Below are 12830 nucleotides of genomic sequence, written 5' to 3' on the forward strand. Positions count from 1 at the left end.
CTTCCTGTCATTCCACTTCCAGCCTGTCCGGAGCATCCCCCGGAGGGCGCGTTGAAGAGGATTAGGCCACCCCTATCCAGTACAAAAGTAGCCATGCACGAACAATATCAGCCCCGTGAAATCGAAGCCGCCGCCCAGTCGTTCTGGGACGAGCAAAAGTCCTTTGAAGTCAGTGAACAGCCAGGCAAGGAAACCTACTACTGCCTGTCGATGTTCCCTTACCCCAGCGGCAAGCTACACATGGGGCACGTGCGCAACTACACCATCGGCGACGTGATCTCCCGCTACCAGCGCATGCAAGGCAAGAACGTTCTGCAACCGATGGGTTGGGACGCCTTCGGCATGCCGGCGGAAAACGCCGCGATGAAGAACAACGTGGCACCCGCCAAGTGGACCTACGAAAACATCGCCTATATGAAGTCCCAGCTGCGCAGCCTGGGCCTCGCGGTGGACTGGTCCCGTGAAGTGACCACCTGCAAGCCGGATTACTACCGCTGGGAACAATGGCTGTTCACCCGCCTGTTCGAAAAAGGCGTGATCTACCGCAAGAACGGCACCGTGAACTGGGACCCGGTCGACCAGACCGTGCTGGCCAACGAACAAGTGATCGACGGGCGCGGCTGGCGCTCCGGCGCGCTGATCGAAAAGCGCGAAATCCCGATGTACTACTTCAAGATCACCGCTTATGCGGATGAGCTGCTGGAGAGCCTCGACGAACTGACTGGCTGGCCGGAACAGGTCAAGACCATGCAGCGCAACTGGATCGGCAAATCCCGCGGCATGGAAGTACAGTTCCCGTACAACGTCGACTCGATCGGCGAAGCAGGCACCCTCAAGGTCTTCACCACCCGTCCGGACACCCTGATGGGCGCGACCTACGTTGCCGTGGCTGCCGAACACCCGCTGGCCACCCAGGCCGCGCAGAACAATCCTGAGCTGCAAGCGTTCATCGCCGAATGCAAGGGCGGCAGCGTGGCTGAAGCCGACGTCGCCACTCAAGAGAAGAAAGGCCTGCCGACCGGCCTGTTCGTCGAGCACCCGCTGACCGGTGAAAAACTTCCGGTATGGGTCGCCAACTACGTGCTGATGCACTACGGCGACGGCGCGGTGATGGCGGTTCCGGCGCACGACGAGCGCGATTTCGAATTCGCCCACAAGTACAACCTGCCGGTCAAATCGGTGGTGCGCACCAGCTCCGGCGACACCAACCCGGCTCCGTGGCAAGACGCCTACGGCGAGCACGGCACGCTGATCAACTCCGGCGAGTTCGACGGCCTGGACTTCACCGGCGCCTTCGACGCCATGGAAGTCGCCCTGATCAAGAAAAACCTCGGCTCCTCGCGTACCCAGTTCCGCCTGCGCGACTGGGGCATCAGCCGTCAGCGCTACTGGGGCTGTCCGATCCCGATCATCCACTGCGCCACCTGCGGTGACGTGCCGGTGCCGGAAGACCAGTTGCCGGTGGTACTGCCGGAAGACGTGGTGCCGGACGGCGCCGGTTCGCCGCTGGCGCGCATGCCGGAATTCTACGAGTGCAGCTGCCCGAAATGCGGCCAGCCTGCCAAGCGTGAAACCGACACCATGGACACCTTCGTCGAGTCCTCGTGGTACTACGCCCGTTACGCCTCGCCGCACTTCGAAGGTGGCTTGGTGGAAAAATCCGCGGCCGACCACTGGTTGCCGGTGGATCAGTACATCGGCGGTATCGAACACGCCATTCTTCACCTGCTGTACGCGCGTTTCTTCCACAAGCTGATGCGTGACGAAGGTCTGGTCAGCTCCAACGAGCCGTTCAAGAACCTGCTGACCCAGGGCATGGTGATCGCCGAAACTTACTATCGCCGCGAAGCCAATGGTGCCTACACCTGGTTCAACCCGGCGGACGTGGAACTGGAGCGTGACAGCAAGGCCAAGGTCATCAGCGCCAAACTGAAATCCGACGGCTTGCCGGTGGAAATCGGTGGCACCGAGAAAATGGCCAAGTCGAAGAACAACGGCGTCGACCCACAGTCGATGATCGATCAGTTTGGCGCCGACACCTGCCGCCTGTTCATGATGTTCGCTTCGCCGCCGGACATGAGCGCCGAATGGTCGGACTCCGGCGTTGAAGGCTCGCACCGTTTCCTCAAGCGCGTCTGGCGTCTGGCGCAGGCCCATGTGACCCAGGGCCTGCCGGGCAAGCTGGACATCGCCGGCCTGAACGACGAGCAGAAAGCTGTGCGCCGCGCCATCCACCTGGCCATCAAACAGGCCAGCCATGACGTCGGCCAGAACCACAAATTCAACACCGCCATCGCTCAGGTGATGACGCTGATGAACGTGCTGGAAAAAGCCGCGCAAGGCTCCGAACAGGACCGCGCGCTGATTCACGAAGGTCTGGAAGCCGTGACGTTGCTGCTGGCTCCAATCACGCCGCACATCAGCCATGAGCTGTGGAATCAACTGGGCCACGCTGACCCGGTGATCGATGCCGGCTGGCCTGCGGTCGATGAAAGCGCACTGGTGCAGGACAGCCTGCAACTGGTCATTCAAGTGAACGGCAAGCTGCGTGGCCAGATCGAAATGCCGGCCAGCGCTACCCGCGAAGAAGTTGAAGCGGCGGCCCGCGCCAACGAAAACGTGCTGCGTTTCGTCGACGGTCTGACCATTCGCAAAGTGATCGTTGTACCAGGGAAACTGGTTAACATCGTCGCCAGCTAAATTGGATTGGGCGTCAGGTTCGCCTGACGCACTGTAAAACCTTTCGGGCCGCAGGGTCGGCCCACATGGTTTCAAGGGGAGCAACACAATGATCAAACGCAATCTGCTGGTGATGGGCCTCGCCGTTCTGCTGAGCGCCTGCGGTTTCCAGCTGCGTGGCACCGGCACCAACGAACTGTCGATCAAGGAGCTCGATCTGAGCGCCCGTAACGCTTATGGCGAGACCGTCACCCAGCTGCGTCAGGTGCTCGAGTCCAGCGGCGTCAAGGTCTACAGCGGTGCACCGTACAAGCTGTATCTGGCTGACGAACAGGAAAACCAGCGTATCCTCAGCTACGCCGGTGCCGGTCGTACGGGTGAGTACCAAGTGACCACCGTGCTGAACTACGACATCGTAGGCGAACACAATCTGAACCTGCTGAGCGACAAGCTTGAAGTGCAGAAAGTGTTCATCCACGACGGCAACAACCTCGTCGGCTCCGATCAGGAAGCCAACGACGCCCGTCGCGAAACCCGTCGCGAACTGGTTCAGCGCATGATGCTGCGCCTGCAACAGCTGACGCCGGGTCAACTGCAGCAATTGCAGCAAGCGGCCAACGACCGTGCCCGGGCTGAAGCCGACGCGCTGAAGGCGGCACAGAAAGCTGAAGCGGAAACCCCGCGTCAGTCGCCGCTCGAACTGCCGCAGCAGTAAGACGTACGGGGCGCTCAGGCGCCCCGTTCGCCCTCTCTTATGAAGCTCGCTCCCGCTCAACTCGGCAAACACCTGCAAGGTGCGCTCGCGCCCGTCTATATCATCAGCGGCGATGACCCGCTGTTGTGCCAGGAAGCCGCCGACGCCATTCGCAGTGCTGCCCGCCAGCAAGGTTTCGACGAACGCCAGGTGTTCGCCGCCGACGCCAATTTCGATTGGGGGACCTTGTTGCAGGCCGGCGCCAGCATGTCGCTGTTCGCCGAAAAACGCCTACTGGAACTGCGCCTGCCTTCGGGCAAGCCCGGTGACAAGGGCGCTGCCGCGCTGATCGAATACTGCTCGCGCCCCGCTGAAGACACGGTGCTGCTGATCAGCTTGCCCAAGCTCGACGGCAGTGCGCAGAAAACCAAGTGGGGCAAGGCCCTGGTCGAAGGCCAGCAGACCCAGTTCATCCAGATCTGGCCGGTGGATGCCAACCAGTTGCCGAGCTGGATTCGCCAGCGTCTGTCGCAAGCCGGTTTGTCGGCCAGCCAGGACGCGGTCGAACTGATCGCTGCACGCGTCGAGGGCAACCTGCTCGCCGCCGCGCAGGAAATCGAAAAGCTCAAGTTGATGGCCGAAGGTGGGCAGATCACCGTCGAAACCGTGCAGGCCGCGGTGGCCGACAGTGCGCGCTTCGACGTGTTTGGCCTGACCGACGCCGTACTCAACGGCGAACCGGCCCACGCCTTGCGCATGCTTGAAGGCCTGCGCGGTGAAGGCGTCGAGCCACCGGTGATTCTCTGGGCACTGGCGCGGGAGTTGCGCCTGCTGGCCAATATCTCGCTGCAGTACAGCCAGGGCACGCCGCTGGACAAGTGCTTCAGCCAGGCGAAACCGCCAGTCTGGGACAAGCGCAAACCGCTGATGAGCAAAGCCCTGCAACGCTACTCGGCGCAACGCTGGGCGCAGTTGTTGCTCGAAGCCCAGCGCATCGATGCGCAGATCAAGGGTCAGGCCGCCGGTTCGCCGTGGATGAGCCTGAGCCGGTTGGCGTTGTTGATGTCGGGCCAGCGTCTTTCACTGCCCGCCGAGTAAGACGTTCAACCGCATAACGCCCTTTCGCGAGCAAGCCCGCTCCCACAGTCGATCGCATTCACATGATAGAACTCGGTCGACTGTGGGAGCGGGCTTGCTCGCGAAGGCGTCAGAATATTCCTACGCAATAGAGGCTGGACAGACGCGCGGCTTCGGCAGATTATTCGCCCCGCAGCACCCACCTACCGAGAGAACCCTCATGAGCAAAAAGCCATCGAAACATGGCCCGAACAAGGCCAAATCCATCATCGCCCAACCCCTGTTCCGCAGTCGCCAGGAACGACCAACCAAGGGTAAAGGCAGCTACCGCCGCGAAGCCTTCCAGTCTAATAGCTGGGAGGCTTCTTACTTTCTGGCTGCCTGAAGCACAGCACCCCCTGGTCATGTTAAGGTCTGCACCTGATTCGTATCCCCTGGAACTGTGCATGCCCTTCAGTCTTTCCCGTCGTTGGCCCGTTCGCCAACTGATCGCTGCCTCCAGCTTCATTCTGCTTGTCGCCTGCGCGGAAAAACCTACCGCCGCCGATGCGCAACCCCTTCAAGCCGCCCCTGTCGCAACAGCCCCGGCAATCATCCCGCCGGTAGTGCCGTCCGCTGACCCTCTCGATTTACAGCCAACCCAGACCTTTGCCGAATGGCAGGCGGGTTTCCGCAAGGATGCCTTGGCAGCCGGGATCCGCGCCGATCTGTTCGACCGCGCGTTTGCCAATGTCAGCTTCGATGCCAGTGTGATCAAAGCCGACCGCAGCCAGCCGGAGTTCTCTCGTCCGGTATGGGAATACCTCGATGGCGCCCTGTCGCCGCTGCGAGTGCGCAAGGGGCAGGCGCTGATCAGTCAGTACGCCGACATCCTGCAAAGCATCGAACAGCGTTATGGCGTGGATCGCCAGGCACTGGTGTCGGTATGGGGCATGGAAAGCAACTTCGGTCAGTTCCAGGGCAGCAAATCGGTGATCAACTCGCTGGCGACCCTGGCCTACGAAGGCCGTCGCCCCGCATTTGCTCATGCACAACTGATCGCGGCGCTGCAGATCCTGCAGCAGGGTGACATCACGCCAGAAAAGATGCTTGGCTCGTGGGCCGGTGCGATGGGCCAGACCCAGTTCATTCCGACCACCTACAACACCCACGCGGTGGACTTCGACGGTGACGGCCGCCGCGACATCTGGGGCAGCCCGGCCGATGCGCTGGCCTCCACCGCGCACTACCTGCAAAGCTCCGGCTGGCAGCGTGGTCAGCCGTGGGGCTTTGAAGTGCAGCTGCCGAGCGGCTTCAACTACACCCTCGCCGATGGCACGATTCGCAAGACCGTCACCGAATGGCGTCAACTCGGCGTGATCCTGCCCAATGGCGGTCAGGCCCCAGCCGGTTCGGAACAGCTGTCCGCGGCCCTGCTGCTGCCGGCCGGTTACCGTGGTCCGGCGTTCCTGATCCTCGATAATTTCCGGGCGATCCTCAAGTACAACAACTCGTCGTCCTATGCACTGGCCGTCAGCCTGTTGTCCGAGCGCTTCAATGGCGCAGGCCTGATCAACGGCACATGGCCGAAAGACGACCTGCCATTGAGCCGTACCGAACGTATCGAATTGCAGACCCTGCTGAGTGCGCGTAACTACGATGCGGGAACGGCGGATGGGATTATCGGCGCCAATACCCGCAAGGCGATCCGCAGTGCCCAGCAGGCGCTGGGTTGGCCGGCGGATGGTTATCCGACGCATAAGTTGCTTGAGAGCCTGCGTACTCAATAGAAGATAGCCGTATGGCTGATGCCGCCTTCGCGAGCAAGCCCGCTCCCACATTGGTTCTGTGTACGACACGAATCAAATGTGGGAGGGGGCTTGCTCCCGAAGACTGACTCACTGGCAATCAAACCCTAGCGTTTGATCACTACATCCTGTTCCAGCATCAATTCCTTCTTCCCCGCATCCAGCCGCACCAGCGCCCCCATCGGCAGCGTCAGGTTCGGATCACAATGCCCGCTGCGCCACCCCGACAGCACCGGAATCCGTAACGGCTCGAACGTCTGCTTGAGCAAGCGATTCAGCGCCTCGACATCGACCCCGGCGACATCCCCCACCAGCACCCCGCGCAATCTGGCCAGCTTGCCAGCCAGACGCATCTGCGTGAGCAAACGGTCGATGCGGTACAGCGGCTCGTTGACGTCCTCGATCAGCAGAATCACGCCCTCGACATCAATCTCATACGGCGTGCCCAGCGTTGCGGCGATCATCGCCAGATTGCCGCCGAGCAAACGCCCGTGCGCAATGCCCGGTTCGACGGTGGTCAAGGGATAAGCCACCGGATGGCTCAACACACTCCCCGCCTTCAACTGACCGCGCAGCATGGCGAAGAATGAGGTGACAGTCGGCGGCTCCTTGTCGCCCAGCAGGTCGGCATTGAGCAACGGGCCATGGAAGGTCACGAACCCGGCGTAGCGGCTGATCGCCAGATGCAGCGCGGTGATATCGCTGTAGCCGACAAACGGCTTGGCGTGGCGGCTGAGCAGATCGTAATCGATCCGGTCCAGCAGGCGCGGCGTACCGTAGCCGCCGCGCAGGCAGATGATCGCGTCGACTTCAGGGTCGGCGAACGCGGCATGCAGGTCGTTGAGGCGCACGTCATCGCTGCCGGCCAGATAGCCGTCCTTCTCGTAGACACCGGGGAACACTTTCAGCGCATACCCGCGGGCGCGCATCCACTGCACAGCCTTTTCCGTGTCCAGCGCACCGGGGCCAGCAGGGGCGATCACGCCGATCAGCCCTTCGGATGGCAGCGCCGGTACGGGTTTATGCGGAAAAAGGCTGTGGGTCGGTCGAACGGTCATCCATGGTCTCCCTGTGAATTCATGAACACACAGTAGTCAGGTACAGAGACAAACAAAAGAGTGCGCGGCAGGCCCAAACAAAAATACCCGCCGAGGCGGGTATTTTTCGAGGCTATCAGCGCCGGATCAGGAACCGAGCAGTTCAGCCTTGACCAGTTTCGCCTGCTCGTCGGCGTGATACGAGGAACGTACCAGCGGGCCGGAAGCAACGTTCTTGAAGCCCATCTTGTAACCTTCCTCGGCGAACCAGGCGAAGGTGTCCGGGTGCACGAAACGCTGCACCGGCAAGTGGCTGCGCGACGGTTGCAGGTACTGGCCGAGGGTCAGCATGTCGATGTCGTGTTCGCGCATGCGCTTCATGACTTCGATGACTTCTTCGTCGGTCTCGCCCAGACCCAGCATCAGGCCGGATTTGGTCGGAATGTGCGGCATCATCTGCTTGAAGCGTTGCAGCAGGGTCAGCGACCACTGGTAATCCGAACCCGGACGCGCAGCCTTGTACAGGCGCGGCACGGTTTCCAGGTTGTGATTGAACACATCCGGCGGCTCGGCAGCGGTGATTTCCAGGGCGATGTCCATGCGGCCACGGTAGTCCGGGACCAGGGTTTCCAACTGCACGTTCGGCGACAGCTTGCGGATCTCGCGGATGCAGTCAGCAAAGTGCTGGGCACCACCGTCACGCAGGTCGTCGCGGTCAACCGAGGTGATCACCACGTACTTGAGCTTGAGGTCGGCAATGGCGATCGCCAGGCTCTCCGGCTCGTTGACGTCCAGTGGTTTCGGACGACCGTGGCCAACGTCGCAGAACGGGCAACGACGGGTGCAGATGTCGCCCATGATCATGAAGGTCGCGGTGCCGCCGGAGAAGCACTCGCCCAGGTTCGGGCAGGAGGCTTCTTCGCAGACGCTGTGCAGCTTGTGCTTGCGCAGCAGACTCTTGATCCGGTCGACTTCCGGCGAAACCGGGATGCGCACGCGAATCCAGTCGGGTTTCTTCGGCAGTTCGGTGGTCGGAATGATCTTTACCGGGATGCGTGCAACCTTCTCGGCGCCGCGCAGCTTGACGCCGGCTTCAACCTTGGGACGCGGGGCCGGGCGCTCGGTCACGTCGAGCGTCGGGATCATGGTTTGCACTGCATCAGTAGTCATATCAGTCGATTCCGCCCGTCAGGGTCGTCTGCTCAGCATAGTCGAGGTGTTTGACGAGCTGCGCGCGCAGCCGGGCACTTACCTCGGCAAATTCAATCGATCCTGCGTGATCGCTCAGCTGGGTCATCGCCAGCCCGGCATAGCCGCAGGGATTAATCCGTCGAAACGGCTCCAGGTTCATATCCACGTTCAGGGCCAGGCCATGAAAGGAGCAACCGTGGCGAATCCGCAAACCCAGAGAAGCGATTTTCGCTCCGTCGACGTAGACGCCGGGAGCATCTGGCTTGGCGGCGGCGGTGACGCCGTAGCTGGCCAGCAGTTCGATCAGGCACTGTTCCATGCGCGTGACCAGATCACGTACGCCGAAACCCAGCTTGCGCACATCCAGCAACAGGTAAGCCACCAATTGGCCCGGGCCATGATAAGTCACCTGCCCGCCGCGATCGACCTGTACCACCGGGATATCGCCCGGCAGCAACAGGTGTTCGGCCTTGCCGGCCTGGCCTTGGGTGAACACCGGAGGGTGCTCGACCAGCCAGATTTCGTCGGCGGCATCGCTGCCGCGTTCGTTGGTGAAACGTTGCATGGCATGCCAGACCGGCTCGTAAGCCATCTGGCCAAGTTCGCGAAAGCCCAGCGTGCCCGGCATCACAACACCATGTGTACGAAACCGGTCGCCCGCAGTTCGCTGTTGATGTTGTACAGCTGATCCTGATCGGTCGCGACGATGTGCAACTGGATGGTGGTGTACTTGCCGTTGGTGCTTTGGCGTTCGACATCAAGGCGATGATTGATTTCCGCATGCTTCTCAACGATTGCGACAATCTTGTCCTTGTTCCCAACCCCGGTCTCACCGATCACTTTAATCGGGTAGTCCTTAGCGGGGAATTCGATCTTTGGCGCCTTTACTTCGGTATCGGTCATGGCGTAACGGCCTCGTAAGCGTAAGCCGTGGTAACGCACATGGCCCCGAACCGGACAGGAACGGGGCCATGCAGGTCAACACTCAATCAGTTGAACAAGCCGTAGAAGAATAGACGGATGCTATCCCACATGCGGCGGAAGATACCACCCTCCTCGACAGCGTCCAGAGCGATCAGGTCAGCGCTGTGCACTACCTTGTCGTCCAGTTTCACTTCGACTTTACCGATCACGTCGCCCTTGGCGATTGGCGCGGTCAGTTGCGGGTTCATGGTCATGCTGGCAGCGAGCTTTTTCAGCTGGCCTTTTGGCAGGGTCATGGTCAGGTCTTCAGCCAGGCCGGCCTTGACTTGACTGGTGGTGCCTTTCCACACCGGGGCCTGAGCCAGTTCGGTGCCCTTCTGGTAGAAGGTCTGGGTTTCGAAGAAACGGAAACCGTAGGTCAGCAGCTTCTGGGTTTCAGCGGCACGCGCCACTTCGCTATTGGTGCCGAACACCACGGCGATCAGACGCTGGCCATCACGTACAGCCGAGGACACCATGCAGTAGCCGGCTTCGTCGGTGTGACCGGTTTTCAGACCGTCAACGGTCTTGTCGCGCCACAGCAGCAGGTTGCGGTTAGGCTGCTTGATGCCGTTCCAGAAGAACTCTTTCTGCGAGTAGATCGCGTAGTGAGCCGGGTCTTCGTGGATGATCGCACGGGCCAGGATCGCCATGTCGTGAGCCGACGAGTAGTGCTCAGGGTTCGGCAGACCGGTCGGGTTCATGAAGTGCGAGTTGGTCATGCCCAGATCGGCGACCGTCTTGTTCATCAGGTCGGCGAACGCGTCTTCGCTGCCGGCGATGTGCTCGGACAGCGCCACGCTGGCGTCGTTGCCGGACTGAATGATGATGCCGTGCAGCAGGTCGCTGACGGTCACTTGCGAGCCGACTTTGATGAACATCCGCGAACCGCCGGTACGCCAGGCGTTTTCGCTGACAGTCACCGGGTCGTTCTCACCGATCTGGCCACGGCGGATTTCCAGCGTAGCGATGTACGCGGTCATCAGTTTGGTCAGGCTGGCTGGCGGCAGACGCTGGTCACCGTTGTTCTCCACCAGCACGTTGCCGCTGCTGGCGTCCATGAGCACGTAGGCTTTTGCAGCCAGTTGAGGTGGCGACGGCATCATCTCGGCCGCGAAGGCGGCTGGCGAGAGGAGCAGCGGGACTAGCAGACACAGGCGTTTGGCAAAGGTGGTGATGTTCATCCGTCTCTCGAAATCGCTAATGGAAACTTGCCCGAAGGCAAAACTATTCAGACAGCCTTCTAACGGGCCATCGCGTGTTCAGTTGCTCACTCCAGTCACCCTTGCCGGGCTTTTGTTCTTCGACGAGCCAACAACCTGGTCCACCCCCCAAAACCGCAAGTGAACCGTCAATCAAGTGCTACGTTTCTTACTCGGTGACCACGCTCGGCGAGCCGAGATTGGCCAGGCGCACACTGTTCTGCACCTGGGCGATCTCACCCGGCGAACCGATCGGCCCCAGGCGTACCCGGTGCAGGGTCTGCTGATTGCGCACGATCGAGCTGATGAACACCGGAGCGCTCACCATCCCGCTGAGCTTCGACCTCAGGAGTTCTGCAGCGTCCGGGTTGGCGAACGCGCCCACCTGCAGATACTGGCCAGACGCTGGTGCAGAAGCGTTTTTTTTTGCGCTGATCTGTACAGGGACAGTGTCAGAGGCATGTTGCTGCGGCGGCGGGGTCCACTGCTCGATGGTACCGGCCGACGCCGTGATCACCGGGGCGCTATTCTGCGCGACTTGCGGCTCGTTGAGCATCAGCGGCGCCGGACGGCCCTTGGCGGCCCACCATTGCTGCGGATCGATGCCCTCGACCTTGACCCGCGCGGTGCCGATTTCGGCATAACCGAGCTTCTTCGCGGCCGCGTAGGACAAGTCGATGATCCGGTCCGAATAGAACGGCCCGCGATCGTTGACCCGCAGGATCACGCTCTTGTTGTTGTCCAGGTTGGTCACCCGAACGTAACTTGGCAGTGGCAGAGTCTTGTGAGCGGCACTCATGCCGTACAGGTCATACACTTCGCCGTTGGCGGTGTTTTGCCCGTGGAACTTGGTGCCGTACCAGGACGCCGTGCCCGAGGCGACGTAGGTCTTGGATTCCTGCAACGGGAAATAGGTCTTGCCCAGCACGGTGTACGGGTTGGCCTTGTAGGGGCCGGTGTGCAGGGTCGGCGTGGCGTCCGGGATCCGCGAAACATCGACATCCCACCAAGGCGCGCCGTCTTTGTGCGCGCGGTTGATGTCCAGCCCCGGCTGCGCACGTACGGCGGTGGACGAGGTCTTCTGGGTTGGCGCGCGGCTGGTCGAACAGCTGGCGACCAGCACCGCCAACGCGGCGAATGCCACCAGCTTCAGGGGTTTATTGATAGGCAATGCCCGCATTACTTGACGCCCCGTGCTTTTACCAGCTCTTCAGACAGTTGATGTACGGCCATGGCGTACATCACGCTGCGGTTATAACGCGTGATCGCGTAGAAATTCTTCAGGCCCATCCAGTATTCAGGGCCGTTGTCGCCTTCGAGGCGAAATGCAGTAACCGGCATATCATCGCGCAGCGCATCATGACTTGACCAGCCCAGCGCCCGCAACTCTCCGACCGTTTTCGTCGGCTCGATGCCGGTGGTCAGGCCTTCATCGACCTGCTCGCCGCGCACATCGGCGCGACTGACCACTGGTTCCCCGGCGACCCAGCCATGCCGTTTGAAGTAACTGGCCACGCTGCCGATCGCATCGTCCGGATTGGTCCAGATATTGATGTGACCGTCACCGTCGAAATCCACCGCATAGGCGCGAAAGCTGCTCGGCATGAATTGCGGCAGGCCCATAGCCCCGGCGTACGAGCCTTTGAGGGTCAATGGATCGACCTGTTCTTCACGGGCCAGCAGCAGGAACTCACGCAATTCCTTGCGGAAAAATTCGGCACGGGGAGGATAGTCGAAACCGAGCGTGGACAACGCATCAATCACCCGGTAATTGCCGGTATTACGTCCGAAAAAGGTCTCGACGCCGATGATCGACACGATGACTTGTGCCGGTACGCCGTATTCCTGCTCGGCACGGGCCAGTACGGCCTCGTGCTGGCGCCAGAAGTCCACACCACGGGCGATGCGCGCGTCGGTGATGAACATCGGGCGATATTCTTTCCACTGTTTGACCCGCTCGGCGGGTTTGGAGATGGCGTCGAGAATCGCCTGCTTGCGCTGCGCCTCGCGGAACACCGCCATCAGTTGCTCACCGGCAAAACCGTAGTCGCGGGTCATTTCGCCAACGAATTCGGCCACCTGCGGTGAACCTTCGTAATCGCCGGCCAGCGCTTCCTGCGCGCTGCCAAGGATGCCGACCAGGCCGACCCACGGCGCGTAACGAGTCGCCCAGCTGCGCATGACTTGCATTGAACTCTTC

At 61.2% G+C, this 12830-nt stretch carries 12 protein-coding genes; 5 read left to right on the forward strand and 7 right to left on the reverse strand.

Features of this window, described 5'->3' with window-relative positions; genetic code table 11:
* Positions 1-93: 93 nt before the first annotated feature.
* The 5 genes from leuS to V3W27_RS17620 all read left to right on the forward strand — a co-directional run bounded on the left by leuS (position 94) and on the right by V3W27_RS17620 (position 6219).
* Complete coding sequence (gene leuS / locus V3W27_RS17600; RefSeq protein WP_330207156.1) at positions 94-2700, forward strand: leucine--tRNA ligase; 2607 nt, start codon at positions 94-96, stop codon at positions 2698-2700.
* A gap of 88 nt (positions 2701-2788) precedes the next feature.
* Positions 2789-3394, forward strand: a complete 606-nt coding sequence (locus V3W27_RS17605) for an LPS-assembly lipoprotein LptE (RefSeq protein WP_007960576.1) — start codon at positions 2789-2791, stop codon at positions 3392-3394.
* Positions 3395-3433: 39 nt separating this feature from the next.
* Complete coding sequence (gene holA / locus V3W27_RS17610) at positions 3434-4471, forward strand: DNA polymerase III subunit delta (RefSeq protein WP_003228535.1); 1038 nt, start codon at positions 3434-3436, stop codon at positions 4469-4471.
* Positions 4472-4670: 199 nt separating this feature from the next.
* Complete coding sequence (gene arfA, locus V3W27_RS17615; RefSeq protein ID WP_027612891.1) at positions 4671-4835, forward strand: alternative ribosome rescue factor ArfA; 165 nt, start codon at positions 4671-4673, stop codon at positions 4833-4835.
* A gap of 61 nt (positions 4836-4896) precedes the next feature.
* On the forward strand, positions 4897-6219 hold the full coding sequence (locus tag V3W27_RS17620) for a lytic murein transglycosylase (protein ID WP_247268890.1): 1323 nt from the start codon (positions 4897-4899) through the stop codon (positions 6217-6219).
* A gap of 125 nt (positions 6220-6344) precedes the next feature.
* On the opposite strand, the gene V3W27_RS17625 is transcribed toward V3W27_RS17620, so the two are convergent.
* From V3W27_RS17625 to mltB, 7 genes are all read right to left on the reverse strand, one after another.
* Positions 6345-7295 carry a S66 peptidase family protein gene (locus V3W27_RS17625; protein WP_115988818.1) on the reverse strand — a complete coding sequence of 317 codons (951 nt, stop codon included), beginning with the start codon at positions 7293-7295 and terminating at the stop codon, positions 6345-6347.
* Between the two features lie 126 nt (positions 7296-7421).
* Complete coding sequence (gene lipA / locus V3W27_RS17630) at positions 7422-8420, reverse strand: lipoyl synthase (protein WP_160768663.1); 999 nt, start codon at positions 8418-8420, stop codon at positions 7422-7424.
* 25 nt (positions 8421-8445) lie between these two features.
* Entirely contained in the window at positions 8446-9093 is a 648-nt protein-coding gene (gene lipB, locus V3W27_RS17635) for a lipoyl(octanoyl) transferase LipB (RefSeq protein WP_027612894.1), read from the reverse strand.
* The gene (locus V3W27_RS17640) at positions 9093-9368 is read right to left on the reverse strand and encodes a DUF493 domain-containing protein (protein ID WP_330207157.1); all 276 of its coding nucleotides are present in this window, start codon (positions 9366-9368) and stop codon (positions 9093-9095) included. The genes lipB and V3W27_RS17640 overlap by 1 nt, the downstream gene beginning before the upstream one ends.
* An 86-nt stretch (positions 9369-9454) precedes the next feature.
* The gene (locus tag V3W27_RS17645) at positions 9455-10612 is read right to left on the reverse strand and encodes a D-alanyl-D-alanine carboxypeptidase family protein (protein ID WP_003228546.1); all 1158 of its coding nucleotides are present in this window, start codon (positions 10610-10612) and stop codon (positions 9455-9457) included.
* A 187-nt stretch (positions 10613-10799) separates the two neighbouring features.
* Positions 10800-11810, reverse strand: a complete 1011-nt coding sequence (locus V3W27_RS17650) for a septal ring lytic transglycosylase RlpA family protein (protein WP_007960588.1) — start codon at positions 11808-11810, stop codon at positions 10800-10802.
* On the reverse strand, positions 11810-12820 hold the full coding sequence (gene mltB, locus V3W27_RS17655; RefSeq protein ID WP_007960589.1) for a lytic murein transglycosylase B: 1011 nt from the start codon (positions 12818-12820) through the stop codon (positions 11810-11812). The genes V3W27_RS17650 and mltB overlap by 1 nt, the downstream gene beginning before the upstream one ends.
* Positions 12821-12830 lie beyond the last annotated feature (10 nt).

The sequence above is a fragment of the Pseudomonas sp. AM14(2022) genome, from assembly GCF_036346455.1.
In the GTDB taxonomy this organism is placed as follows: Bacteria; Pseudomonadota; Gammaproteobacteria; order Pseudomonadales; family Pseudomonadaceae; genus Aquipseudomonas; species Aquipseudomonas putida_A.

Bases quoted from the DNA above. Each gene is read 5' to 3' on its own strand.
- V3W27_RS17650 (WP_007960588.1), bottom strand. From the start codon at position 11,810: ATGCGGGCATTGCCTATCAATAAACCCCTGAAGCTGGTGGCATTCGCC.
- V3W27_RS17640 (WP_330207157.1), bottom strand. From the start codon at position 9,368: ATGACCGATACCGAAGTAAAGGCGCCAAAGATCGAATTCCCCGCTAAG.
- V3W27_RS17620 (WP_247268890.1), top strand. From the start codon at position 4,897: ATGCCCTTCAGTCTTTCCCGTCGTTGGCCCGTTCGCCAACTGATCGCT.
- leuS (WP_330207156.1), top strand. From the start codon at position 94: ATGCACGAACAATATCAGCCCCGTGAAATCGAAGCCGCCGCCCAGTCG.
- lipA (WP_160768663.1), bottom strand. From the start codon at position 8,420: ATGATCCCGACGCTCGACGTGACCGAGCGCCCGGCCCCGCGTCCCAAG.
- lipB (WP_027612894.1), bottom strand. From the start codon at position 9,093: ATGCCGGGCACGCTGGGCTTTCGCGAACTTGGCCAGATGGCTTACGAG.
- V3W27_RS17645 (WP_003228546.1), bottom strand. From the start codon at position 10,612: ATGAACATCACCACCTTTGCCAAACGCCTGTGTCTGCTAGTCCCGCTG.
- holA (WP_003228535.1), top strand. From the start codon at position 3,434: ATGAAGCTCGCTCCCGCTCAACTCGGCAAACACCTGCAAGGTGCGCTC.
- V3W27_RS17605 (WP_007960576.1), top strand. From the start codon at position 2,789: ATGATCAAACGCAATCTGCTGGTGATGGGCCTCGCCGTTCTGCTGAGC.
- arfA (WP_027612891.1), top strand. From the start codon at position 4,671: ATGAGCAAAAAGCCATCGAAACATGGCCCGAACAAGGCCAAATCCATC.
- V3W27_RS17625 (WP_115988818.1), bottom strand. From the start codon at position 7,295: ATGACCGTTCGACCGACCCACAGCCTTTTTCCGCATAAACCCGTACCG.
- mltB (WP_007960589.1), bottom strand. From the start codon at position 12,820: ATGCAAGTCATGCGCAGCTGGGCGACTCGTTACGCGCCGTGGGTCGGC.